Here is a 25,079-nt window from a genome sequence, read left to right on the forward strand (position 1 = left end):
GAAAGTCCGCTGCGGAAAGTACAACGGTCGCTGCGGTAGGCCTCTCGTTGCAGCGTCGACCGTCGCAAAATGGCCGAGTTGGGGCAGTGCCGCCCGGAATCTGCTCGCCCGGGACCGGCCATTGAGTTATGGCGGACGAACGGCGACCTCGACGGGCTGCTTGTGGACCGACTGCTGCCTCGTCAGCCTGCGGGACGTCCAGTTGAAGCGTACTTCAACTGGACGTCCCTGCGGGCGTCAAACGCGTCAGAGCAGAGCCGTTTTCGCAATTAGTTGACGCCTCTGCATCAACGTCTCAGCCCCCAAACTGACAGTTTCCGGCCTAAGTCGGGCGTGACGCCGCCGGCAATCCGCGGCGCGTGCTTCGGGTTGCAGCAGTCGATGGATACCATTGGCGCCTTTGTCGGGACGCAACTCGCGATTGGGCTAATGCCGTAGTTCAGCGATCGCATTCGGGGGTCGACGAACCGGATCAAGCCCAGTGCAGCGTCGCTTCCTCCCCTCGTCAGCGTGACCGCGCCGATTCCCTCCGGGTAGGTGCTGTAATCATGGGACCACCCCAAGTCCACTTGCTCGACGCAGCGATTTGATACAGATGAATCCATCTGAGGCTAGGGCGCACGACAAGCGATGATTGATCGCAACTTTACGCGGCGCGGTTTGAAGTCTGCCTCCGCGGAAGGCAAAGTTTGATCCGATATTTGAAGGCAAGCGGCCCTGAAATTCTTGGCTATCGACCTCGCTGAGTTGGACGAGTTGGCCAAGGTTCACGTCGGTCGAACGGCATTGGGTGCGCGTGGCGTTGGCATACGGCAATCGATCGCCCAGCGATCCACACAAATCGTCTAACTTGAGGAAACACGCGCCTGGATATACAATCGTCTCTACGTGTATCCAAGGAGCTGATCATGCAGGTCGCAAAATGGGGTAACAGTCTTGCCGTGCGACTGCCTGCGAGCGTCGTCGACGCCCTCGACTTGAAGGAGGGAGACGATATCGAGATTTACGCTCACAACTCCGGCGCATTTTCGGTGATGAGAAAGCCGACCGTTGTACAACGTATCGAGCGCCTGCGGCAATATCGGGGACGTCTCCCCGCGGACTTCAAGTTCGATCGGGAATCGCTCAGTGAACGGGATAGCTCCGAATGACAGTCGCGGCGCCAAACCGATTTGCCGTCGATAGCAATGTCATCGTCTATTTGTTTTCTAAAGATGCTGCAAAGGCTGACAAGGCTGAGGAGTTAGTGGCTGGCGAGAAGTCGAAACCAGTCATCAGCACTCAGATGATGAATGAGGTCACGCTCGTGATGAGCCGGAAAATGGGCGTTTCGTGGCCGGAAATCGAGAGTATTCTGGAAGATGTCGAGGTACTTTGCGAAGTCGTGCCGCTGACTCTCGAAGTTCACAAAGAAGCACGACGCGTCGCAGCGCACTACGAATTTAGGTTCTATGACTCCTGCATTATCGCGTTCGCGCTGCTCAACGATTGCGAAGTTCTCTACAGCGAGGACACGCACCACGGTCAAGTCATTTTCGACCGACTGACCGTGATTAATCCCTTTCTTTGAACACACCAAACAGAGTTCGATCGGTATCGAGGAAAGCATTCCTTGCATGGGGACGCAGTGGGGACCGACAGAGGTTTTGTGCGGGGCAACCCGTATGTTCGGTACCGACTCACGGGCGCCGAGACATGTTCGTGTGCCGAGAGGAGCAACATCATGTCAACGCTGCTACTGCACACTCGAGCGAAGTGAGCGGTGCTCGCTACACGATCTCCTAAACCCTTCTTCCCCGAAACGCGCGCTGCCGACGTCCTCTACTTCTTGTTCAGAGGGAACAGGAGAGGACGACAAATGATCTATTGCAGCGCTTGAAGTCGGCGTAGGCACCTTGCGTCATTACCTCCGCGTCGATACATCTGGATGGCCTTCTGACGATTGAGCGTCGCTCCCGTGCCCGGTGCGCCCCATGTTCCCTCCCAATACAACCCCAAGTTATGTGCGGAAGCCTTGTGGCCGAGATCCACTGCCCGTTCATACAGCGTGCGCGCAAGATTTGCGTCTGCGTGTATGCCCCGGCCGATCCGTGCACTGTCTGCGAGCGCCGCCGCGGCGATGCCACGAAGCCGAGCCTCGGCGGTGTCGTCCTTCATCACATCTTCAAGGATCGCGTTGCCAGTTGTATAGTCCGCGTGTTCGCCGGTCGATGAGCTTGGAGATCTCAACGGAAATCGGGACATCGGGCGCCCTCGCCGCGCCGACGGAATCAATATCGATACTACGTCTCGGGTCGATTATGCCTGATGTGGTCGACGGTATGGCAGATCTAGATTTTGTACGAGAATGTACTTCGCATTACGACCGAGCATGTTACTCAGTCATATGTTGCAATCAAGAATTCAGCGCCCGTGGCGGTTCTCCCAGGCGGCGGTGCCGAAACTTTAGCTCAAGCCCGTTTGCGAAAATCAAAATGCGGGTGCGTGGCGACGACACGTGGTCATGAGTCGTTTCGAGCGGCGCGCCGCAACAACCGCGGGTCAGTTTCCCATTCATCGCGCGCCCCAATCGCGATTTGCGCAAAGTCTGGATGACTCGGGTTGAGCAGATAGTTAGTTTCGGCAGGAACGACCGCGCTCGGCACCGCAAGCACCGCGCTCGTTCGCTTCTGCGCCCACTTAGCACCAATCTGTTGCAGCTCGGTCCGTGCACTGAGCTCTCTCCAGTCGCGCGGCAAATTCGCAGCATCGACGCGCTCGATCAGGGTCTCAGGAATTCGCGCCGGGATCATCACATACCGCGCCCGTAGCGGTGAGTCCTGCACGAGCATCTCGAGGAGCGCAAGCGATTGTGTCTGTGCTGTATATACGAGCGCCACCCCTTTCGGGTTCCACCGCCCACCATAGAGGCGCGCACCTTCGCCGGAAAAGGCGCTATCAGCATACCGCTCTGTCACTACCCGCCATGCCATCAAGGTCATGCAAAAACACCATGCTCGATGCGCCCGAGCGTATCCATCACGCTATCGGCACCAATGTCCGTATCGAGAAGACTGAGCGGAGTAGCATCGCCTAGTGCCGCTGCCGGCATCTTGAGCCACCCGATCGCCAGATCGAGATCTTCGAATACTTCCGCCGCGCGCGCCGCGACACGCGCGAGTCGTAGTAACTTAGCCGACTCCTCGCGGCTGAAAACGCCTTCGCGCTTGCGCCGCGCCAAGGTCCGCTCGGGAATATCGAGCGCCTGCGCCAGTTCTGACTGCGAAATCGCGATGGATTTGAGCATTGAGTCGAGCGCCTGGGAGGAGATGCCGTGACGGACGATATCCACCCATTCGAGGCCCGATCGAGGAGCGCGGCGGAATACCGAGCGTCCGCCCAACAACGAATCTGCCGAAATTTTGTTGGTCACGGTCATAGCACCTCCTGCCATTTGGCATCTATGTTACACCAAATTGGCAGCGTCGGGCGCTGGCGCACTTCGCCGGGCAGAACGAGTTGACCGAGGTCGCGTGCGATTCGTAGGTATGGCGGTTGCGTGACAGACCTCGCAGAGCTAACAACTTTTGGGAGACTGAAAATAGACACGACCGAGGCGAAAGGAATGTTGAACGAGGCGACAGGCAAGGTACAGGAAGCCACCGGCAGCGGTGCCGGCGACGCAATGAGCCAAATCAAAGGCAGCGTCGGGCAGTAGCCGGGACCACTCAAGAGTTCGCGGGCGCAAGGTGGATATGGTTCGAGATCAGACCGGCGAAAATCCGCTGGCCGTGCTGGGCATCGTTGCGGTTTCGAGCTTTTTGCTAGGTTTGCTTATCGGCAGTGCAGGCGCGACGAAGAATTTACTTCGGTGAGGACTCGCTCTCACCCATTGATTCAGTCAAAGGGGTCGCGCGGCACTCGCCGCGCGCCTCAATAAGGTCCACATTTGATTGAACTATCCCCACGCAGCCGAACGGCCTACGCGCAACGCAGTTTGGGTCATCAACCGATCGTGACCGGCTGCTTCAACTTCGAGCGGAGGCCCGTCTGTGGTACCTGAACTCAAAAGATGCGCTTTTTGCTCATCAACCGTCGCCGACATATCCCACCAATATGAGCCGCAGCCGCAAAGGCCGTGAGCGCGCTGGACGGGCCGTCGTCTCACCGATTAGCTGTTGCTAGCGGCAAATCTAAGACGCCCCTTTTCTTCTCCAATTTGCTTAACAATCGCTCGGAAGACCACTAACACCCTAATCCGAGCACGTCCGCAGGATATGATTCCGAGTTCGAATGATTACGTGATTTTTCGTGAAATTAATCGGGGGCCGCTAGGGAGAGCCTTGTCAGGCTTAGACGCCCTGACCCGAAAGTTGCAGAAAAATCAAAATCGACCCCTAAATACCACTTTCTCAAAGGGACGTCAGAAATCTGATATCGGGCTGGCTCATCGCGTCGCTTGACCAAATAGTCGCGGATCCAGCGTAAAGGGTTCTACGCTTATGACCTTGACGCGTGCCATCTCAGGATGCACGGGGTTCAGGAGGAAATTGAATTCACTCGGGCGGGAACCCGCGCTGACGAAGGCGAGCTTCGCCCAAAGGCGGCAGGGATCACAGCCCGAGTAGGCGCAGAAGAGCTCGAAGTCATCGAGCACGGTATGCCCGGGCGACGTCGGTGGTCAGCTCCCGGCCGTCGACGATTATGGCGAGTAATTCGGCGGGGTTTGCGTGGCACATGGCTTGCTCCGAGAACGCTGCCTGTTCAGTCAAGCGAGTCTAGCCAGAACGAATAGACGAATACGAAGAAAGAAGGGCTACTGAGGAGAGTGCCATGGTCGACGCGCATGGAAAGGCAGCATCGAGAACTCGCTTGGTTTTGATGAATGGGCAACAAGGAGGGACTTCCTTTTTCATCAATGGCGATCCCGACTACAGCCCGGGCGAGAGGTCCGCTCTGCCTAAACTGTTGGCGCAAGGCTATTCGATCGTCAGCGTAACTTCTAGCGCAGATGCAAATAGCACGATGTTCGCCATCGTCCTGCAGAATTGATCTGCACTTCTCCTGAAGAATATGCGGATGTGCGTGACAGTGCATTGGAGGCACGACGATCATCGCGTTTGGCCAAATTCGTTGGCCTGCGTTTGCAGGGCGGAGCTGCGGCCGCCGACTGTTCGACCAGCGCCGCGTTTTGCTGCACCGTCACGTCGAGCTGTGCCACCGCACGGTTGATTTCCTTGCGGGGGTTCGACGTCTTTCGCCGTGACGCGAAGGCGCATGGCGACATATCAAGCAGCTCTGCCGCGGTCGCGGCTTCGTTGGTCCTTATCCACTCGACGGGCAAGTGCCCTCCCCGCTTCAACGGCAAGACGCTGCACGTTGGATTTATGCCGCGAACATCGAACTGATCCGGTCGGCAGAAATCGTGATGGCGAACCTCAATGATTTTCGTGTTGGTGAACCAGACAGCGGGACGGCTTTTGAAGTTGGTTTCGCGACCCCTCTCGGCAAGCCGGTGTCGGCCAATCGGTCGAGCGAAGAGTCGCTTGTTGAGCACGTGAAGGCAGCGGCGATCGGGTCCGAAGGCGTTTTTTGCGCCGGCGGCTGCCTCAGAGAGGACTTTGGCCTCAGCATAAATCTGATGCTGGCGTGCTCTGCGCAGGGTGTTATTGGCGGACCGGCCGCTTGCCTCGATGCAATTAGGAGCCTGGTCGACGAAGGCACCCCCGCTCTTGGTGGCTTGGGGTTGGCTAAGCGTTAGCTTTGCTGCAGGGTTTGGGTTGAGCGAACTTCAGTATATCGACTTCTATGCCTGACGATATTTGACTTGCTGCGCCGAAAGAGACGTGCATGCCCAATGGCAACGCGAAGAAGCAACGGGCGCGGACGCCTCGCGTTCGATGACCAGTCGATCGTCCAGCACCGTTCGATGTTCTCGCGGTTCAACGACTATCCAGCTCATCCGGGTCAGCGTGAATCCCGTCCCGATGCCCAAATACCATTGCTGGCATATTCCGGCATCACCTTGACAAACGCACGTCTGCGTATGTTTTGTCATCAGTCATTTTTGCGGACCACACGACGTCAGTCGGTCGGCTTCGACCCCAGCAACAGTATGTCGACAAGTCGTCGCGCGCTCTGTTGCCAATCAGGCGCCGAGGCGACGTTCGAAACGCCCACCAACGCCCGAAGCAGGTCGAGTGGTTCGAGGTCTGGCCGGATGTCACCACTTTCCATTGCTCGGCTCACAAGGGTCCGAATCGCCCCCTTAATCAAGTTGCCCGAGTACTCGAACAGTTTGGTCGGTGTTCCTCCGACGATGGAGTTCAGCGCCGGTGCGATGATTTTCTTTGTCGCAATGTAGTCGACGAACAGCAGCATCCATGCTCGCAAAGCATCGAGCGCGGGAAGCGACTCGGTCAGCCTCCGCTCCTCTGCCGCCAGTTTTTCGACCTCAGCACGATAGACGCTTTCCAGTAAGGCCTCCCGCGTCGGGAAGTGCCGGTAGAGCGTGCCTGCGCCTACGCCCGCTTGACGGGCGACGTCCTCCAGGCTGTATAGAACGTCGCTGCCAATACGCACGCCACCTGCGACTATAAGGCTGCGCAGGTGAAGACGAAAAATATCTCTTATCGGCGTTGATGCCCTCTGCTGTTTTGCCTGCAAGCGTTCGAAATCAGGAGTTTCGCTAATGGCGCGCCGAACCCATACGCCGGCCCCAACGAGCACGACGCTGAGCACAAAGGGAATACGCCAGCCCCAAGACCCGAACTCCTGTGATGGAATCGCAGTCGTCGTGACCCACAACGTGCCCGTTGCTAGCAAGGTCCCTGCAGCTGGACCAATTTGTGCAAATGAGCCATTGAGACCGCGTTTTCTCTGATTCCCGTGCTCGGAGGACAACAGCACAGCAGCAGCCCAGTCTCCTCCCAGCGCCATGCCTTGAAAGAAGCGAAGGGCAACCAGAAAAAGAGGTGCCGCAATACGGATGTCTTCGTACGTCGGGAGCAACCCGATGGCAAGACTGGACAGTCCCATCATCAGCAGCGTAATCAGCAGCACCTTCTTGCGCCCATACTCGTCGCCCGCCCATCCGAAGACGATGCCTCCGACGGGTCTTGAAAGATATCCGACCGCGTACGTGGAGAAGGCCAGTATGGTCCCAACGATAGGGTCGAACAATGGGAAAAACAGATGGTTGAAAACCAGCGCTGCCATCGCGTTGTACAACGTGAAGTCGTGCCATTCCAAGGTGGCACCCGCCATACTGGCGGCCGCCACCTTCATCATGGAAGAACGAGGTGCCGCCTCAGTTCGCGCTGCATCTTGGCTAGCTGTGTAACGGTCGTTGTGATTCATTTCGAATGCGATTGATTCTTCGATTGCTCAGATTGCTCGTCGACTTGCTTCAATGAAGCTTGACTCGAGGCGTTCCGATTTGGCGAAGGCCGTTCGCCAAAAGGGCCACTGCCATACGACGGAGGCCGGAGACCGCCATCAAATGTTTCCGATAGAGCGCGGCATACATCACCTTTGCAATAAGACCCTGGACGAAGATGTTGCGAGAGGCCGCAATTCCAGAGAGGTTTCCAATCGCGGTCGATGACCCCAATGAAATCAGCGACCCATGGTCTTTGTACTGGAAGACGCCGATTGGACGTCCATTGATGCGTGCAGACAGGGCTTTGTACAAAAACATGGCTTACTTATGCGCAGCCTGCGCTCGCGGCGGAACCATGCGTTCGCTCGTCCATGAGCAACTGGCGCAGTCCCCAAGCGCAAAGATGTTCTCGTCCGATTCACTCTGAAGAGAGCCGGACACCTTCACTTGATTGAGCTTGTTCACAACAATTCCATCCAGCGACGCGAGCACCTCTGGCGCCTTGATACCTGCGGCCCAGATGGTGATGTCTGCAGGGATGACGCGGCCGCTTTTCGTCGCGACGGATTGAGGCTCTACCCGTGTGACCGAGTCCGACACAGAGATGGAGACATCCAGGTTTTTCAAGGATGTGTGTGTCGCGAGAGACACTTTCTCGGGAAGCGCCGGCAAGATTCGGTTGCCAGCCTCCAGCAGCGTGATTCTCATCGTCGTGCTGCCGTCAGTGGCCAGCACGCCGAACTGGCGGAAGGTGGTCTCCATCCGGCGGAGTTCTGCGGCCAGTTCAACCCCTGTTGCGCCTGCCCCGATGATGGCGAGGTCCACGGGTTCCGCATTGCCACCTTCGCTCAAAGCCTGCTTTCGCACGCATGCCTGAAGAAGCCGCTTGCGAAGTCGCTCGGCTTGCTCGAGCGTATCCAGCGTGATGGCGTTGTCCTGCGCCCCAGGAACGCCGAAGAAGTGCGTTCTGCTTCCCAACGCAAGGACCAGCGTATCGTATTCGATGGTGCGGGCAGGAAGCACTTCTTTGCTGTCGTCATCGGCGTCGACCACCGCACCAATTTTCACCTGCCGAGCGTCTCGTTCGACGCCGGTCATCTCGCCTTGCACGAACGAAAAGTGATGCCAGTGGGCATGGGCCGCGTATGTGATTTGATGCGCGTGTGTGTCGAGGCTACCTGCCGCTACCTCATGAAGAAGTCCAAACATGAGTCGGCCAGCGGTCAATCAACGTTACCTGAGCCCGACCGGCCTTTCCGAGGCGGTCGCCGAGACGGGTCGCCAACTCCAAACCTCCAGCGCCCCCACCAACAATCACGATTCGATGCATTTCAAGCCTCGTTCGGGTTAGTTGTAGCCAAGGATTGCTGAAAAGGACACGTCGGCGCGGTCGTGCGCGCTGTTAGCAAGCGACGACATCGGAGCCTGAAGGAGCGACGAATACGGAGACAAATGCTTGTTCGCATTTGCACTTGCGCTCTTCGTAACAACGGTTGCCGCGTCGAGCGCGCTGATGAACGGTAAATGAATATGGCTGGAAGTCATGGTTGTCTCCTGAGTAATCCGAACGAGATATCGAGTGATTAAGACGCTTGTGGAAGTTGAGAAAGAACGCCCATGGACCAACTATAGGAAAGTCAAAAAAGAAAAAAAGACGACCTGTTTTAACGGTATTGGAAAGAATCTCTTACTATCGACTGGCGAGTTTTCGTTTCAGGCAGCTTGCAAAGGACGAACGCAGACAGCCGAGGAATGACCTCAGCGCACTGGCGGGGAAAGGGACGCAAAGAGAAGGTCCGTGCGCCCCGCCGACGGGTGGCGCAAACGGACGTACTGCTTCGAGAATTACTTGAAGGCGGGAGAAATGACGGTCGAGATGAGCTGGACTACGGCGATATGAGTTGCCTCAGGGATTCCGTCGACGTTGCCGTCGATTACGTTTGCGACCGAGTTGATAAGTCCGACATCAACACCACGTCTGAGCAAGGCAACTTCCGACGCGGGACTATGTGCTAGTGACGCCTTGCCCATTCGCGCCGCGAATGCCCCAGCGATTGCGTAGCAGCCCCAGTTCGAACACGCAGCGGTCACCAAGACGTCTGTGCCGGTTACGGCGCCGATGCCGGCGCTGCCATCTGGACGTTTATCACCGAACTTGACGAACTCCTGCACCGCCTCGGCCACAACGCCCATCCCAATTTCGTTACCACCATCGCCGACCGCAACGGTCGGAATACCTTGTGCGATGGCTTCATCGAACAGGAAGTCGATGCGGGCGCGTCCCATACCGTAGTCGATGCCGCGCATACTGCAGTAGATGCCGTCAACATTCCGGCCAACGCGTTCGGTCGAGAAGAACAGCGCGGGGCGGTACTTTTCGATGAGCTGCTTTGATACGTCCTTGGCGCCAGCTTCATCGAGCGGAAACGGTTCGACGCAGACAACTGCGAGACTTCCATCATCTCGGGCAATCTTTGCTTGCTCATATGGAAGCACAGTCAGCCCGGCAGTCGTCAGAATCGCTGAGGTCGTTTCGATGAGCGTCTGCTCTACGAAGGTAATGCACAGCGCTTTCTTGGAAAGCGAGAGAGCACGAACAACCGCAGCAAGGCCTGCGGGACCGTCATTCTCGCCGATTGACGGCGAAATCCATGCTCTGGATACGGAGCCCGTCGTGACGAAGACGTTGGCTTTCTCGGGGATAGCCGCGAGCGCATCGGCGGCGGCGCCCACCAGCGGCCCACCTTGACGCTCGCGAGCCGCAGCGTACAGTTGCTCTACGCCACGGCCACCCAAGTCTAGGGAGACGAGCGAATCGAGACGCTCGTCAATTGCGCCGAAATTGGAGTCGGTCATAGTCATTTCCCTACAACGAGACGCGCGATAGCATCGCGGTCATGGATAAGGCCGGCTACCTTTTCGAGAGATTTCTGCACCGCAGACACGACCGCATTGAGCCCACCTGTGCGACCCAATGCGTCGAGCGTCGGCTTCAGTCGCAGCGACACCCGAGCGCCAGGCTGCCCATGAGTATTCACGGTAAGGATGCCGTGGTCTTCGAGAAGCACCATGCCCAGCGCAGACGTTGCCTCGCAAGGCACCACCACCGGCTTTTCGCCTTCACGGCCTGCCAGTTTCAAGAGCACCCGCAACACACCATCCTCGTCCACCATCGGACCCAGGTCGCTGCGCTTCACAAGGTCCTTCCCCATCTTCTGCTCGAGCGCTTCAGCCAGCTTCTGACCGGCCGCGGATTCCTCGCGAAGGTCGCGAGGCTCATATTTCTGGAGCGAGCGCAGAACCGCCGCTGCGATGGGGGCACGCGCCTCCATTCCAAACTCGGCTCCCTTTGCCGCGGCGGCAGTCACCAGTTCCGGACGACCAACGAGAACACCCGCGCGGGGTCCGGAGAGGCCAGCCTTATCGCAGTTGGTCACCGATACGTCAGCGCCCAGTTGCAGACTTAGGGCACCGCCGTGAAGGACGGTACGCAGCCGAGCGCCATAGGCCTCGTCGAGGAACACAATCGCACCTAGCGCTTGTGCATAGTGAGCGACCTCCCGAGTGATGTGGTCGTCGAGCCGCTCGAGGCTGCTCGTGACGGTCGTGATGACGACAAGCGCCGGCCGCTCCGCGTCGATAGTCTTAGCCCATTCCTTGTCGCCGTGTACCTCGCGGGCGGGGACGCCGGCAATTTTGGAGCCGCGAACGACCGAAGCGTGGGAGCGTCCACCAGGGGGCACCACTGACACAAAGGCTTTGCCGTTAGCAAGCGCCGCAATCGTAGCGATAATGCCGGCGCTTGTTCGATTGAAGACCGCAACTGCATCGTCAGTCTTTCCGCCCATGTGACCGATTGCAACTTGGCGGAGCTCTTCGGCGGCGAGGCCGGGGCCGACCCATTCTTCGCACAGCGTTGCGATGTCGTCTGCGTGAATCGGGAAGTCACGTTGATTTCCCGTGAAGACGCCGATGGACTCAGCCCCAAGCAACTTCACGCGCTTCGCAGCAACGGCTTGGCCATGACGCAATCTGAGAGCTTCGTCGATGCTGGACCGAATAATCGAGCCCCGAGCGAATCCGACCGTCGGGTCGATGACGTTGCCAAAACTATCCGTTTTTACGGCACTGGTATCAGCAGAGACGCTCTGCGCTTCTTTAACACTGCTCATTCGAATCACCTCTGTAGACTGTTCATAGTCGTGCCACTCAGGCCCAAACTTCGTTAAAGAGAGACTGCGACGATGCTTCGCAACATCTCAACGAAAGCCGTGTGCCCTTCCCAATTGATGCCGTCCACAGCCACTTCCGCGCGCGAGGTCGCGCCGTCTCTCGCCCCGGCTTGCACGGTTGCCTCGATGAGACGTCGCTCCAGTTCCTGACCATGCAGAACCTCGGGGCGTGCTTCTCTCGCAGCGATGGCGGCGGAGACTGCATAAGCTCCCCAGTTCGAGACTGACGCACTGACGACCACGTCTGTGGCGGTTACCGTCACCACGCCGGACGCATGTCCAGCGAGCGACTTGGCGCCTAGCGGATGAATAGCGGTGATAGCATCTCTGACGGCGCCGAACCCGACCTCATTGCCGCCGTCGCCGATACCGATGGTGAGCACGCCACGCTTGCGAGCGACATCCGCGAGCAGATAGACGTGTCCAACGTCTTCCGGGTTACGACAGTCCCCACGCACGCCGTGGAAGAAGCCTTCCTGGTTCGGTCCATCACGCTCGACAAAGATGACAGCCGCCGGACGGTACTCCGCCATCAAGTCGTCGGCCTTGGCTTGTCCCGACTGCAGTCCCAATTGAAAGCAAACCGTCGACACTAACTTCGTCTGGCCGATTTCTTCGGTCACAAGAGTTGCAACGGCGCGAACGGGGGCAGCATGTGCGTCTTCGGTGACGAGTACAACGCGCACGCCGTACGCGAGCGCCAGTGCACGGGCCAGCACAGCTGCGCCAACAGGCCCGTCCGTCTCGCCTTGCGGGAGTTTCGGCGCCGTACCAGCTCCTGTCGCGATGAAAACCGTATCGCCCTTGGAGAGCACTTCACTCAGCTTGCGTGCAGCGAGCGAACTGAGCGGTTCGCCGTGATGTGCGCGGCACGCCTGATACATCGGCACGACGTACCCAGCTGGCAGGCCGCCGTTCAGAGGGCGAATCTCAACCGTCATAAGGCGGTCGATTCGCTCACCCGTGATTTGTTCGTTTGTCGGAGTCATGGCGGCGCATCAACGGTCGATGGGTTCGCGATACGTCTCTTTGACGAGGAGCACGCAGACCAGGGAGACAATCGCAGCTGCGACGACATACCACGACACCGAGAGCGAACTACCACTGCGAGCAACGAGCCAAGCTGCAACCATCGGGGTCGGGGCGCTGGAGATGATTCCCGACAACTGATAGGCAGTTGAAGACCCGCTGAATCGATACCGGGTCGGGTATTGCTCGGCATAAATCACGCCGTGCAGGGAGCCCGTCGACGCATGCCCGATGCCAAGACCAAGCGAGAGCGCGAGCGTGATAAGCACGGGGTTACCGGTGTCGAGCATCCAGAACAGTGGGAACGCAAACACAGCGAAGAAGAGAGCACCGAAGCCGTAGACGACCCGGCGACCGACCTTGTCAGAGAGCCAACCGAAAACCGGTTGCATGAACAAGTCGACCGCGGCGGCGACCAGCAGGCCCGTCGATGCCACACTGCGCGGCAAATGAAGCGTGCTCGTGATGTAGGTCAGCGCGTAGACCGTAATCAGGAAGTAGCCGACGTTAGCAACGGATTGGAAGAAAATCATGATGACCGTTTTCTTCTTCTCGTTTTGCCAGACCTCGAGCAGCGGCGCACGCGAGACATTGCCCGCCGCCTTCACCTTCTCGAAATTCGGTGGCTCGCTCACCTGGAGCCGGATGTACATGCCGACGAACAGCAACGCGAGGCTGAAGATAAAAGGAAGGCGCCAACCCCACGCGAAGAATTGCTCGTCCGGCAGCGCCGAAACCAACGCAAAGGCGCCAGTCGACACGAGCAGGCCAGCGGGCACACCCATTTGCATGGTGGCGCCAAAAAGTCCGCGCCTGCCTTCTGGAGCATGTTCGACCGACATCAGCGCCGCGCCCCCCCATTCACCGCCGAGAGCAAAGCCTTGAATCACGCGCAGCAGAATCAGAAGTCCGGGGCTCCAGTAGCCAATCGAGTTGTATGACGGCAAGAAGCCAATCGCTGCCGTACACAGACCCATCACAAGAAGCGTGAAGACGAGCATCTGCTTTCGGCCCATGCGGTCGCCGAAGTGACCGATGACCATCCCGCCCAGCGGCCGGAGGATGAACGCGACAGCGAACGACGCCATCGAGGCGAGCGTGGCCATTTCAGGCGTCAGCTCATTGAAAAAGACATTGGGGAAGACAAGTGCGGCCGCCGTCCCGTACAAGAAGTAGTCGTACCATTCAACCGTCGTTCCGATGAACGAGCTCAGCGCGGCGCGTGTTGACGAACCGTGCGACGCGTCTAAGTCTTCAGTTGCGGTAGTTGATGCGTATTGGGCGGTCATGTGTCCTCCAACATGTATGAGTCGGGCGCGTTGGCCCGGTCGATTGCCCGGGCCAAATTTGCCTTCATTCGCCGTTAGACGTTGATGGTCACGCTCTTGCGCGCCGTGTACGCCTCAAGTGCGCCTTCGATGGAGTATTCCGCGCCGATACCGCTTTGCTTCGCGCCACCGTACGACATGCCCGGAATCTGACCACCGGCACGATTCACCTGGAGCCAGCCTGCATCGATTTGCTCGGTGGCCTTCAATGCCTTGGTGATGTCGTTCGTGAATACATATGCCGCGAGGCCGTAGACCGTGTCGTTGGCCCACTGAATCACCTCTTGCTCATCCGTCCAAGGAATCGCGACGAGGACCGGACCGAAGACTTCTTCGCGGCAGACGCGCCAGCTGTTGTCCACTCCAGCGAAGATGACCGGTTCGGGGAAGAAGCCCTTAGCTTCGTCGACCGGCGGCGGTACTGTGCCCGTGAGAACCTTGGCGCCCGAATCGACTGCTTCTTTGATGAAATCGCGAACAGCGGTGTAGCGCTCTTCGCTGATGATTGCGCCGATGTCGTTTGCTTCATCGAGCGAGTCACCCGTCTTCAGCTCTTTCACCTTTGCAACGAGTTTCGGAATCACAACGTCCCAAACATCCTTGTGGACATACAGACGCGAGCCTGCCGTACAGGATTGACCTTGGCGAGCGAAGCGCATCGCGTTGATGATGCCGGTCACGGTCGCGTCGACATACTCCGGCGTAGCAGCGTCCGGGTAGACGATGCAAGGGCTCTTGCCGCCCAGTTCTAGCGTCGAACGACCGATGCGGTCTGCAACAGCATGCGCGACGAGCTTCCCGACTTCCAGCGAACCCGTGAACGACACCTTTGCGACGTCCGCGTTTTGCGACAACGCAGCGCCTGCTTCAATACCGGTACCGGTGACCAGATTGAACACGCCCGCCGGGAACAGCCCGGTCGCAAGTTCCGCAATTTTAATAACGGCCAGCGGAGCATCTTCTGCTGGCTTCAGGACCAGCGTGTTACCGGTGCCGAGCGCCATGCCAATCTTCACCGCGGCCAAAACGACCGGCGAGTTCCACGGAATAATGGCGCCGACAACGCCGAGCGGTTCGCGAGTCGAATAGCTGAACAGGCCCGGACCGAGCGGGAGCGTTTCACCCTTCTGCTCCGCAACGACGCCACCGTAATAGCGAAGCACTTCGGCTGCGCCCAGAACTTCAGGACGGCTCTGCGTACGCAGGGCATTGCCGCTTTCTGCTGCGAGCACGCGCGCGATTTCTTCTGCGTTCGCCGTGACGCGATTGCCCAGTTCCGTCAGCAGCGCGCCTCGAGCACGCGAAGCCATGCGGCGCCATGTCGGGAATGCGGCCTTTGCCGCGGCCACCGCTGCGGCGACGTCGTCTGCATCGCTTGCCCCAATGGTTGCGAGCTTCTCACGACGCGACGGATTCTCGATGTCGAGCGTCTTGCCCTTCGCCGGCGTGCGCCATTCGTTGTTGATGAGCAGGCCGGTAATGCCAGCTTTCGGAAGGACAACTTCGGCTTTCAAGTCTTCAGTACGGGAATTCACGATTTCTTCCTCGGAAACGATAACGGGTTACTGGGCTGCCGGCAGGCTCAGACGAACGCCGAGCAACGCTTCGTAGATTTCGTTCACGCTCGTGGAGTCTTTTCCGCCGAGCCCCTTGGCACGCGCCGCGTTATAGGTTTGGAGAACCAGTTGGCCCAGCGGCATCGGCAAGTTGGAGAATTCGTCGAGGCACAGCTTGATGTCCTTGTGCATGAGGTCGATGGCAAAATTCGCCGGGCGCTCTTCCGTGAAGAGGGTCTTCGGCAGGTAGTCGAGCATCTTGCTGCCTGCGAGACCTGCAGTCAGGACGTCGCAGAGGACGTCGAGCTTTGCGCCCGCTTTCACGCTTGCGGTCAGAACTTCGCCGAGGGCAACCGTGTTGATTGCCGTGAGAAGGTTGTGGCTGAGCTTCGTCAACTGACCTGCGCCCGTGTCACCGCAATGAACGACTCGACCTGCCAGCACGTCGAACAACGGCTTGAGCTCGTCCAGAGGCTTCGCGGAACCACCAACCATCAGGACCAGCTTGCCGTTTTCCGCGCCGGCGACTCCACCGCTCACCGGCGAGTCGACGAACGTCACGCTCTTGGCAGCGGCTGCAGCGGCAATTTCTTTTGTCGTTGCCGGGTCGACCGTGCTGAAGTCCACGATGATGGCGCCTTCAGCAGCCGTCTTGAGAACGCCTTCGCTGCCAGTTACGGCATCACGCAGCGTCTTCGGGCTCGGCAGGCTCAGCAGGATTCGCTCGGAATCCTTCGCAGCCTCCGCGGGGCTCGTCGTCGCAATAGCGCCTTTGGCTGCCAGCGCATCCATAGCGGCTTGGCTCGGGTCGAAGACGCGGACTTGATGACCTGCGCCAACCAGACGTGCGGCCATGCGTCCGCCCATGCGACCGATACCGATAAATGCAACCTTCATTTGTACATCCTCCGACGAGTTCCGTTGAGTTGGGCTAGCACCGAACGTAAGTCTCGGTTCTTTAGGGGTTTCCCCGAGCGTTTTTGCTTGGTGAAGTGCCAGTGACTTGACTATAAGAAGTCAAATTAAGAAAAAAAAGACGACACTTTTTGACGGTATGCGTAAGATTTGATTACGATACGTAGGAGGAGGACATTGCAATGCTGAACTTGAGTCGACTCCGGCTGCTCCACGAGTTATCGGTCCTGGGAACAATCTCCGCCGTGGCGAATGCCGTCCATCTGACCCGTCCGGCGGTGTCCCAGCAGCTTGCGCAGCTTGAAGACGAGTTAGACACGGTGCTTATCGAGCGCTCCGGGAGAGGGGTGCAGCTAACACCGGCGGGCCGGCGGCTCGTGGCAAGAGCCACTGACTTATTTCAGCTTGTTGAGGAGATTGAGGCAGAGGTCGCGGCGGCGAATGTGGAGGTGAGCGGCGAGGTCCGGATGTCTGCATTTGGCTCTCTGGCCAGCAGTGTCGTCCCGCTCGCCGTCCAGCACTTGCTGGAGCAACATCCGCAGCTGAACGTCATTTTCACCGAGCTCGAACCATCGGAAGGACTGCGAGCAGCGGCGGCCAAGCAAACGGACCTGGCCATCGTTGATGACCTAGTGAGCGCCGAAGCATTGGCGAATGTCTTGGAATTCCGTCCGCTTTGCATAGACCATTTCGACGCTGTCGTAGCTGCCGGTCATAAACTTGCGGGACGGAAGTCTATACACCTAGCGGACCTTGCTCACGAACGATGGGCCCTCAATCAGTCTGCTGCGACGTATCACACGTTCCTCCTGAACGCGTGTTACGCCGATGGCTTCACTCCGCGGGTGACCACCAGCAGCCGGAATATGGCGGTAACACTAGAGATGGTTCGGACAGGCGGTGCCGTAGCGGTGTTGCCGCGACTGGGCCTCCGGCAAGCGGAGAAGGACCCGGATTTCTCGGTTTTGCCGATTGACCCAGTCTTGAATCGTCGCGTTTTCGTGGCTCTGTCGAAAGGCACTGCAAAACGGCCTGCAGTCGCCGCGGTGCTCGACGCGCTCATTTTCTGCGCCAAAGCACTCTAATTGTCCGGGTTACGAGAATGGGCAGGCACTTGTGTAAGAAGGCTCCTTTTAGATATTGGAAGAAGCTCAACTACTGTCGGAGAACTTCTTTTACAGACTTTAGCGAGTGGGGTTTATCCATGCTCAGACTACCCCACCAATCTCATTTGAATCTAGGTGACTTGCGAATTGGATGTCGCCCGCGATGGCGGGCGGCGTCCTAGTCAGGCTGTATCGCGACCAATTTCAGGTTCTCTTCTTGGCCCGTGCGAATTACGGCAACGAGGCGCTCAATGTCGTCGGCGTTGTTGAACATTGCCAGCGAGATGCGGATGCCGCCGCGCTCGGGAGATACCCGAACGTCGTTGCGCGCGAAATAATCCGCCCATTGGGCGACAGGCAGGTCAAGCACGTAGATGTGGCTGCGGTGACCATGCTCGCGAGGGCCGACCACGGCGATCCCAAGAGCGTCGAGCTTGCTGAGCAAGAGGTCACCTAGCTCGGTGACGTGCAGATGAATCTTCGCGACGCCCACGCTCTCGATAAGCTTGATGGCCGCGTCAAGTGCGTGCAAGTCCGGCAAGTTCACATTCCCGAACTCAAATCGTAGCGCGTCTTCTCGCACCGCGAGGTCGTCAGGCTGGGCAATGTAGTCTGCTGGCGGATTCAGCATGCTCGACATCGCCAAGTATGTCGGACGCAGCTCGTTCAGACCCTGTGCTACGTAAAGCACGCCCAGTCCCTGTGGCACCAGCAGCCCTTTGTGAGTACCAGCGGCCAGCACAGAGATGTTAAGAGCCTTCACGTCGAGTGGAATGACGCCAACCGACTGCATCGCGTCAACGACGAGATGAATCCCTCGCCTTTTGCAAAGCTCGCCAATGCTCGCGAGGTCATGTACCTGGCCCGCGTGGAACGTCACATGGGAAAGCGTAACGACCTTGGTCCGTTCGTCGATGTGCGGTTCGAACGTCTCTGCCGTAGCGATGTGGTTATCTTTTAAAGGCGCGAATCGAACCTCCACGCCCTTGCGCTTCAGATTTAGCCACGCATAGGCATTATTAGGGTGGTCGCCTTCGATGAGTACGACGTGGTCGCCCGCTACCAGTGGCACCGCATTGGCAGCGATATTAAGACCTTCTGACGTGTTCTTCGTGAAGGCGATTTCCAACGGCGATGCATTGAAGAAACGAGCAACCGTTGCACGGGTATCTTCGACTCGACGGACCCACACCGGTTTGGGTCCGGCCATCTCATAACCCTCGGTCAGAAACGAGATGAGGGCGTCGCGCACTGGTAGCGAGAGCGGGGTTTGATGGGCGGAGTCCAGATAAAGCTGACGTTTCGTGACGGGAAACAGGTCGCGGATATACGCGAGCTTTTCACTAGAAATCATTGCGTATCTTAATCAGTGTGTTTTCGGAGAACACTGGCGGAAGGCACGCCGGCTTTTTTTCACTACCATCGCAAGGTGTCGCTTACCTCATAAGCCAACGAGCACATTCTCAGCAGGCTTACGGAAGTCTGTCTCGCAAAACAAAGCTCAGTTTGGCAGCTCGTTCAGGCGTGGGAGAGGACCTGACCGAGGAAGTCCCGAACCCGCGGGTGCGCGTTGTCACCGAAAAACTCGGTCGGCGTGACATCGACCAGAATCTGCCCGGCATCCACGAAGATGATTCGGTCAGCAACGCGGCGGGCGAATGACATTTCATGCGTTACACAGAGCATCGTCATACCCTCGGCGGCCAATGTCACCATCGTATCGAGGACCTCTTTCACCATCTCAGGGTCAAGCGCCGAGGTGGGTTCATCGAACAACATCACGCTCGGACGCATGCACAGTGCTCGCGCAATAGCGACGCGCTGCTGCTGTCCGCCTGACAACTGCGGCGGATATTTTTCGGCCTGGTTCGAGACTCGCACCTTGTCGAGCAGTTGCATTGCCAGCGCCTGGGACGCCTTGGAGTCGATGCCGTGAACCTTCATCGGTGCGAGCATGCAATTTCTGAGGACGGTGTAGTGCGGGAAGAGATTGAAGCTCTGGAAGACCATGCCGACGTGACGACGGACGTCAGCCGGACCGTACGCTGCGCTCGACTTCATGTCGCGGACAATCACCTCGCCTTCATCGATTTCTTCGAGTCCATTGATACATCGAATCAGCGTGGATTTTCCCGAGCCCGAGGGACCGCAGATAACCACCTTTTCTCCGGCATTTACTTTCAGGTCGATGCCGTTTAGAACCGTGTGGCGCCCGAACCGCTTGACGACAGACTTGAGTTCAACGATGGGTGTGACAGATGAATTCATAGCTTTGCCTTCGCAATCAAAAAAGTCATCAGTTTGCTGCTGTCGCCGTGACAGGCGTGACAGTTCGCACCGCCTGCTTCAGTTGTCGGCGCTTTCGAAGATGGTCGGCCAGTTCGGCGAAACTGGAACACACCACGAAGTAGATGACCGCTGCGAAGGTGTAAAGCTCGACGAGCTTTCCATCTCTTTGAGCAATCTTCGCCGCGGCCCCCATAAAATCCGTAAGCGAGAGCACATAGACAAGAGATGTGTCCTGAAAGAGGATGATGGCCTGCGTCACCATAATCGGCACCACAGCTTTCAAGGCCTGAGGGACAATCACCAGAGAATAAGAATGCCAAGTGGAGAGGCCGAGCGCCTTAGCTCCCTCAAATTGCCCTCTGGGTACCGACAGCAGACCGGACCGAATAATCTCGCAGAAGTAAGCAGCCTCGAACAGCGTGTACGTCACAAACGCTGTCAGTTGCGGACTGATTGAGACGGACATGCCTTCGGGTGAGAACTTCCGGAGCAGCAAGGGAACAAGGAAGAAGAACCAGAAGAGCACCATAATTAGCGGGATGGACCGCATGACCGTCACGTACGCCCACACGATTCGGTCGAGCATCGGGATTCTGAGATGCCGAATGATGGCAAGTCCTGTTCCGATGACAAGGCCGCCCAAGAACGCGACAACAGTGAGCTTAAGCGTGTACACCATGCCCTCGCCGAGAAACGGCAGGACTCGTTCAATCGCAACAAAGTCGTACGTCATCGCAGTCATCTTCCCAGCTCATCAACATCAAGATTTCGCCGCCGTCGCGTACCTGCTGGAGACGCCAACTGCAGTCCAGTAGATAAGCAGCGACAACACAAAATAGGTAAGCGTCACGACACCAAAGGCTTCGAACGTTCGAAAGGTGAACTCATTCATCTGCTGTGCTTGTGCGGTGAGGTCGAGAAGGCCAATCGTCATCGCAACCGACGTGTTCTTGAGCAGCGCCAGTGCTTCGCTGGTAAGCGATGGAGCCATCGTCCGAAGTGCCTGGGGAATGAGCACACACGCATACTGATTCCACGACGATAGTCCGAGGGCGTAACCGGCCTCACGCTGTCCCTTCGGCAATGATTGAATACCCGCCCGTACCTGTTCCGCGACTCGAGCCCCCGTGTACAGTCCGATAGCAATCAGCGCGGGAACGAAGCTCGCCCAAGGGGGAGCCATACTTTTGATGGCAGCGCCCAGAGAAGCCGGTACGACCTCTGGGAAAACGAAGTACCAGAGAAAGGCTTGCAGTAACAGCGGGATATTTCGGAACACCTGTACGTATGCTCGGCTCAATGCTCGCGCCAGGCTGTTGTTCACCGTTCTTCCGCAGCCCACCAATACGCCGAAGAAGGCTGCAATCAACGCCGCACCGAACCACAGAATCACGGTCCACATCAAGCCCGACAAGAGCCAGTTGATGTAGTGGTTTCCGTCTACGGTTGTTTCGAATAGCAGGATCATGGGGTGCTGTCTCCATGAGGGGCGCCGTGCTGACGCCCGTGATGTGGCTTACGAAGGTACCTTGTCGCTCGGGTTCTTCACCCGTTCTTTCAGGTCATCGCTCATCGGAAAATCGAGCTTGATGCCACGCGGAGGAATCGCGTCCTCGAACCACTTCTTATAGATTTGGTTGAATTCCCCGGAGGCCATCAGCGACTTGAGCGTGTCGTCGACGACCTTCTTGAAGGCAGGGTCGTCCTTCGCAATCATCAACCCGTAGGCAAGCGAGTTATAGGACTCAGGGAGGAAAGCGAATCCTGCCGGATTCGATGCATCCGCCTTCTTCGCTGCCAGCAAGATGTCATCCTCGATGAACGCAGCAGCCCGGCCGTTCTCAAGGGTGAGCATCGACTCGCCATGGTCGTGTGCCGGGATGAACTTCAAATCCAGGCCATTTTTTTCACTGATTTCCTTAGCGAACTGCAAGGCGTTCGAGCCCTGGGTGTAGACGACAGTTTTGCCCTTCAGGTCTGCCGCCGTCTTGATACCGGAATTGGCCTTGACAAGCCATTTCGTGTGGCTGACGAAGGTTGCAACTGAGAAGCCAACCTGCTTTTGACGCTCCAGGCTGTTTGTCGTACTCGCGCATTCGATATCGATGTTGCCGTTGTTCACAAGCGCGATACGGTTGGCTGAGGTCACGGGGACGTCCGTGACTTTGAGGTTCGGTATGGACTGCTTCAGCTTGTCGACGACTTTCATGCAGAGGTCGACCGAATAGCCAACGTACTTTTGGTTCTGGTCGAGGTACGAAAACGGCACAGAAGCGTCGCGCACGCCCAGACGAATCTCTCCGGTGCTTTTGATTTTGGCCAGCGTGTCAGCTGCCTGCGCCTGATGCGAGAGAAGAACGCTCACGGAAGCGATGAGAACGGCGCGTGAGAAGAATCGGTACCCCATGTTTTTTAACTCCTTAGCAAGACTGCGCTGCCAAACTTGGTCCCCGGTACGCTCGGGTATTCGTGGCGCTCTTCTGGAGCGCGCAAGAAAAATGTAGGCGGGCAAAAACAAGAAGAAAAGACGACACGTTCTTTCCAAATAGGTAAAAAAATTTTTCCATTCGTCGGCTTCCTATCGCCGCGCGCGATGGGATAAGGCTCTGCGGGCGGGGTGCCGGCGCGCGGCATGCGTTCGGAGGGTGTCTCAATGAGGGAAAATGCGGGTGGAGAGGAGCTGCGGGACGCAGCCCGACGACAGCTCGAAAGGGGAGACGATTCCGGCTAAATGTCGCGACTGCGGTCGAGTCCAATGTGTGCCGGCATGGCCCGCAGAGGCCTTAGTACGAGCACAAGCAAATGCGCCTGAAGTTTCGCGGCCGTGCCTTCTGCTACGAATGCTTAACGCCGGAGGGCTCTCTTGAGGTCCTCGCCGCAACATCGTCTATTCGCCCATTTGCGTCGATATCATCGCCCGTGGAATCACAGACGAAGGGCTGCGGCACTGTCATGCGAGCCAAGCCTAGAATAGGCGTTTCTCTACGAGAGAAAGAGGAGGCATTCGTCCCGTGATTCCGAGTGCAAAGCATCGACTGCGCGGAGGTGCCATGCCCGGCACCGGGCTGCGACGCTGCTGCCTCGAACGGTCTTAACAATGACAAGTTGTCTCCCCAATGACATCGCTGACGCGCGGTCTCCGGTCAGCTGAGCGTATAGTCTGCGCCGCAATTGGGACATTTTTTGTCGCTGTTCGCTAGAAAGGTAGGCAGGAGCGAGAAAAGCTAGTGAAGCGATTTGCCTGCAAGCAGTCCGTCGAACGCGTCGCGCGCTGACTGGAGTTCTGTTATTGCTGAGGATAGCCGGGCAAGCGCCAACGTGCGACCTGCCTCGCCCGTTCCTGCATTGAACTGCTCTTCGAGAGCTTGGGAAGCCGACTGTACTTCTCTCGCGGCGTGCGCTACGCGCTCGACTGCGGCAGCTTCGTCGCTTTTTCGTTCTGTCTGTCCCATCCGAGCTTTCTACGGTTGTTCGATGCTCCCCTCTTGCACACACGTGTACGGGTCAGTTTCCGGTCAGAGCGGTTTGTGATTCTGTCTGGCAACAAGGCGTTCGATGGCGAGTACGCCGGATTCCGTTTTCGCACGTGCCGAGCTGTTCGCAGAGTGTACGAAGATTTTGGGCGGCCGGAAGGCTCGAAGCGCGACGGCCTCCTCTATCCAGAGGATGACATCGTAGCCCGTTCCTCGCGAGTCGTCGCCGAGGTCGTGGTCAAGGCTAATCTCCTCGACGGCTCCGGTTTCGAGCAGCCTGATTGCCTCGTGCGGCCAGTAGACGCGAGTCCAACCTTCCGGAGTGACCCGCTCATCGTCGAGAAAGACCTTCATACAGCCACGCCCAGCTCCGACATATCGAATGCTTCCGATGTGCGCCGAGGCTCTGCGCAACTATGGCAGTAGACAGCCAGCTCAAGCTCGTTAACAACTCGCGCAGAGACAAGCCACGGCTCCGAAGTGTCTTCGAATTGCGTCATTGTTACAGAAACGTGCGGCGCAGTTCTGTCGACAGCGCGCAAGTAAAGCGAACAAGGCACTGTCTTGGCGGTCGTCGGATACGCGGACGTCAGCGTCGAGGAAATGGCCGCTTCGGCGTAGTCGGCGCATTCCTGGCCGCAGAAGTCTGTCAGCACGTTGTCGTCTGAAACCAAGACGACACCGGGTTCGCTGCCCGGTACAGTTTGGCTGCGCTTCAACAGGCTGAAGAAGCCGTGCGAGAGTTCGTGCTCACAAACGCCGCAGTAACGACCCTGGTATGAATTGCCCATGCTTGTCTCTCCGTCAATTGCCGAGCAGATGGAAGGGGCTCGTCTGATGGAGGGGAGTCTATCCACCGACTGAGACAAGCGACGTCTCGATTTCCCTCATGTGACTTTCCATTCCTCGAGAATCTGCTGGGCCAGATATTCACATGGGGGTCGTGCGGAACGGGCACTGCGGACAAGCACGACCTCGACCTCGTTCATCGCGGGGACGCCGTCGTTCTCGGACAGCTGAATGAGATGGACCGGGATGCTGCATTTGGCGAGAGGTGCAATGGCAAGGCCGGCCTCCACCATGCTGAGCAGGCCGAGGAAACTCGGGCTTTCAAACGACATCCGGAATGTGATGTTTTCTCTACGGAGCGCCCGTATAGCATGGTCGCGCGCCGTGCTGCCATCGGCGAAGACGGCGATTGGTAACGGACGCTCCAACCAAATTTTCCGCTTCGACGACCCAGTCCACACCATCTGCTCATGTCTGATGAACTCGCCCGCGATTCCCTTTCCTTTCGTGAGGCACGCAAGGTCGATGGTGCTCTCCTTGACCATAGGCATGAGCGCTGCGCTCGGTAGGCCAATAACGCGAATGTCCACCCGTGGGTGCATCAACGCAAACTTCGCTAACACCTGTGGCAGCAACGAGGAAACATAGTCATCGGGGACACCAATCGTCACTTGGCCTTCTACTTCGGGACGAACTATGGAGGCCCACGCCTCATCACGCATCTCGAGCATTCGACGGCCATAGTCCGCCAGTCTTTTGCCTTCCGCGGTTGTCGAGACATTACGCGTGTCCCGGACGAACAGTTGCTTTCCGAGCGCGTCCTCGATTGTCTTGATTTGCATACTGACGGCAGAGGGTGACCGAAACACGGTCTGAGCCGCCTTGGCAAACGAGCCCGAGTCCGCAACCGCCACAACCATTTCAAGCACATCAAAATCGAGCTTCTTCATATTATTCAGAAAATCTGACGAGTTCTCTCAGTTTAATTCGTTTCTCTTCATG

At 57.8% G+C, this 25,079-nt stretch carries 23 protein-coding genes and 2 pseudogenes; 5 read left to right on the top strand and 20 right to left on the bottom strand.

Going from position 1 to position 25,079, the window contains the following annotated elements; all coding sequences use genetic code 11:
* Window positions 1-908: 908 nt before the first annotated feature.
* Window positions 909-1,151 carry an AbrB/MazE/SpoVT family DNA-binding domain-containing protein gene (locus NK8_RS36025; RefSeq protein ID WP_213233407.1) on the top strand — a complete coding sequence of 81 codons (243 nt, stop codon included), beginning with the start codon at window positions 909-911 and terminating at the stop codon, window positions 1,149-1,151.
* Complete coding sequence (locus tag NK8_RS36030) at window positions 1,148-1,570, top strand: PIN domain-containing protein (protein ID WP_213233408.1); 423 nt, start codon at window positions 1,148-1,150, stop codon at window positions 1,568-1,570. Before NK8_RS36025 ends, NK8_RS36030 begins: the two co-directional genes overlap by 4 nt.
* A 931-nt stretch (window positions 1,571-2,501) precedes the next feature.
* Here the strand turns inward: NK8_RS36030 and NK8_RS36035 are convergent.
* The 3 genes and pseudogenes from NK8_RS36035 to NK8_RS43185 form a co-directional block, all read right to left on the bottom strand.
* Window positions 2,502-2,981, bottom strand: a complete 480-nt coding sequence (locus tag NK8_RS36035) for an RES family NAD+ phosphorylase (RefSeq protein ID WP_213233409.1) — start codon at window positions 2,979-2,981, stop codon at window positions 2,502-2,504.
* Window positions 2,978-3,418, bottom strand: a complete 441-nt coding sequence (locus NK8_RS36040; protein WP_213233410.1) for an antitoxin Xre/MbcA/ParS toxin-binding domain-containing protein — start codon at window positions 3,416-3,418, stop codon at window positions 2,978-2,980. The genes NK8_RS36035 and NK8_RS36040 overlap by 4 nt, the downstream gene beginning before the upstream one ends.
* A 1,008-nt stretch (window positions 3,419-4,426) precedes the next feature.
* Window positions 4,427-4,543: pseudogene (locus NK8_RS43185) on the bottom strand (RES domain-containing protein); the annotation flags it as partial.
* 269 nt (window positions 4,544-4,812) lie between these two features.
* Between NK8_RS43185 and NK8_RS36045 the strand changes: the two are divergent.
* Both NK8_RS36045 and NK8_RS36050 read left to right on the top strand, forming a co-directional pair.
* Entirely contained in the window at window positions 4,813-5,031 is a 219-nt protein-coding gene (locus NK8_RS36045) for a hypothetical protein (RefSeq protein ID WP_213233411.1), read from the top strand.
* 235 nt (window positions 5,032-5,266) lie between these two features.
* On the top strand, window positions 5,267-5,740 hold the full coding sequence (locus NK8_RS36050) for a nucleoside 2-deoxyribosyltransferase (RefSeq protein WP_225936638.1): 474 nt from the start codon (window positions 5,267-5,269) through the stop codon (window positions 5,738-5,740).
* A gap of 323 nt (window positions 5,741-6,063) precedes the next feature.
* Here the strand turns inward: NK8_RS36050 and NK8_RS36055 are convergent, their stop codons facing one another.
* From NK8_RS36055 to NK8_RS36095, 9 genes and pseudogenes are all read right to left on the bottom strand, one after another.
* Window positions 6,064-7,338 carry an MFS transporter gene (locus tag NK8_RS36055; protein ID WP_213233412.1) on the bottom strand — a complete coding sequence of 425 codons (1,275 nt, stop codon included), beginning with the start codon at window positions 7,336-7,338 and terminating at the stop codon, window positions 6,064-6,066.
* Between the two features lie 49 nt (window positions 7,339-7,387).
* Window positions 7,388-8,690: pseudogene (locus tag NK8_RS36060) on the bottom strand (NAD(P)/FAD-dependent oxidoreductase).
* A gap of 17 nt (window positions 8,691-8,707) precedes the next feature.
* Complete coding sequence (locus NK8_RS36065; protein WP_213233413.1) at window positions 8,708-8,905, bottom strand: hypothetical protein; 198 nt, start codon at window positions 8,903-8,905, stop codon at window positions 8,708-8,710.
* A 300-nt stretch (window positions 8,906-9,205) separates the two neighbouring features.
* Window positions 9,206-10,216, bottom strand: a complete 1,011-nt coding sequence (locus tag NK8_RS36070) for a glutamate cyclase domain-containing protein (RefSeq protein WP_213233414.1) — start codon at window positions 10,214-10,216, stop codon at window positions 9,206-9,208.
* 2 nt (window positions 10,217-10,218) lie between these two features.
* On the bottom strand, window positions 10,219-11,532 hold the full coding sequence (locus NK8_RS36075; protein WP_213233415.1) for an aminotransferase class I/II-fold pyridoxal phosphate-dependent enzyme: 1,314 nt from the start codon (window positions 11,530-11,532) through the stop codon (window positions 10,219-10,221).
* 53 nt (window positions 11,533-11,585) lie between these two features.
* On the bottom strand, window positions 11,586-12,581 hold the full coding sequence (locus NK8_RS36080) for a glutamate cyclase domain-containing protein (RefSeq protein WP_213233416.1): 996 nt from the start codon (window positions 12,579-12,581) through the stop codon (window positions 11,586-11,588).
* A 9-nt stretch (window positions 12,582-12,590) separates the two neighbouring features.
* Window positions 12,591-13,910 (bottom strand): MFS transporter, encoded by a 1,320-nt coding sequence (locus NK8_RS36085; protein ID WP_213233417.1) that lies wholly within the window; start codon window positions 13,908-13,910, stop codon window positions 12,591-12,593.
* A gap of 74 nt (window positions 13,911-13,984) precedes the next feature.
* Window positions 13,985-15,484, bottom strand: coding sequence for an aldehyde dehydrogenase family protein (locus NK8_RS36090; RefSeq protein ID WP_213233418.1), 1,500 nt, complete (start codon window positions 15,482-15,484; stop codon window positions 13,985-13,987).
* Between the two features lie 27 nt (window positions 15,485-15,511).
* Window positions 15,512-16,402, bottom strand: coding sequence for an NAD(P)-dependent oxidoreductase (locus NK8_RS36095; protein ID WP_213233419.1), 891 nt, complete (start codon window positions 16,400-16,402; stop codon window positions 15,512-15,514).
* 200 nt (window positions 16,403-16,602) lie between these two features.
* Between NK8_RS36095 and NK8_RS36100 the strand changes: the two genes are divergently transcribed.
* Window positions 16,603-17,505 (top strand): LysR family transcriptional regulator, encoded by a 903-nt coding sequence (locus tag NK8_RS36100; RefSeq protein ID WP_213233420.1) that lies wholly within the window; start codon window positions 16,603-16,605, stop codon window positions 17,503-17,505.
* A 199-nt stretch (window positions 17,506-17,704) separates the two neighbouring features.
* On the opposite strand, the gene NK8_RS36105 is transcribed toward NK8_RS36100, so the two are convergent.
* The 8 genes from NK8_RS36105 to NK8_RS36140 all read right to left on the bottom strand — a co-directional run bounded on the left by NK8_RS36105 (window position 17,705) and on the right by NK8_RS36140 (window position 25,027).
* On the bottom strand, window positions 17,705-18,880 hold the full coding sequence (locus NK8_RS36105) for an aminotransferase class V-fold PLP-dependent enzyme (protein WP_213233421.1): 1,176 nt from the start codon (window positions 18,878-18,880) through the stop codon (window positions 17,705-17,707).
* 164 nt (window positions 18,881-19,044) lie between these two features.
* Complete coding sequence (locus NK8_RS36110; RefSeq protein WP_213233422.1) at window positions 19,045-19,794, bottom strand: amino acid ABC transporter ATP-binding protein; 750 nt, start codon at window positions 19,792-19,794, stop codon at window positions 19,045-19,047.
* Between the two features lie 28 nt (window positions 19,795-19,822).
* Window positions 19,823-20,557 (bottom strand): amino acid ABC transporter permease, encoded by a 735-nt coding sequence (locus NK8_RS36115; protein ID WP_213233423.1) that lies wholly within the window; start codon window positions 20,555-20,557, stop codon window positions 19,823-19,825.
* Between the two features lie 18 nt (window positions 20,558-20,575).
* Window positions 20,576-21,283, bottom strand: a complete 708-nt coding sequence (locus NK8_RS36120; RefSeq protein WP_213233424.1) for an amino acid ABC transporter permease — start codon at window positions 21,281-21,283, stop codon at window positions 20,576-20,578.
* A gap of 48 nt (window positions 21,284-21,331) precedes the next feature.
* Window positions 21,332-22,222 (bottom strand): amino acid ABC transporter substrate-binding protein, encoded by an 891-nt coding sequence (locus NK8_RS36125; RefSeq protein WP_213233425.1) that lies wholly within the window; start codon window positions 22,220-22,222, stop codon window positions 21,332-21,334.
* A 1,108-nt stretch (window positions 22,223-23,330) separates the two neighbouring features.
* Complete coding sequence (locus tag NK8_RS36130; RefSeq protein ID WP_213233426.1) at window positions 23,331-23,642, bottom strand: cyclic-phosphate processing receiver domain-containing protein; 312 nt, start codon at window positions 23,640-23,642, stop codon at window positions 23,331-23,333.
* The gene (locus NK8_RS36135) at window positions 23,639-24,079 is read right to left on the bottom strand and encodes a hypothetical protein (protein ID WP_213233427.1); all 441 of its coding nucleotides are present in this window, start codon (window positions 24,077-24,079) and stop codon (window positions 23,639-23,641) included. Before NK8_RS36135 ends, NK8_RS36130 begins: the two co-directional genes overlap by 4 nt.
* Window positions 24,080-24,175: 96 nt before the next feature.
* The gene (locus tag NK8_RS36140) at window positions 24,176-25,027 is read right to left on the bottom strand and encodes a LysR substrate-binding domain-containing protein (RefSeq protein ID WP_213233428.1); all 852 of its coding nucleotides are present in this window, start codon (window positions 25,025-25,027) and stop codon (window positions 24,176-24,178) included.
* Window positions 25,028-25,079 lie beyond the last annotated feature (52 nt).

The organism is Caballeronia sp. NK8 (assembly GCF_018408855.1).
Classification (GTDB): domain Bacteria; phylum Pseudomonadota; class Gammaproteobacteria; order Burkholderiales; family Burkholderiaceae; genus Caballeronia.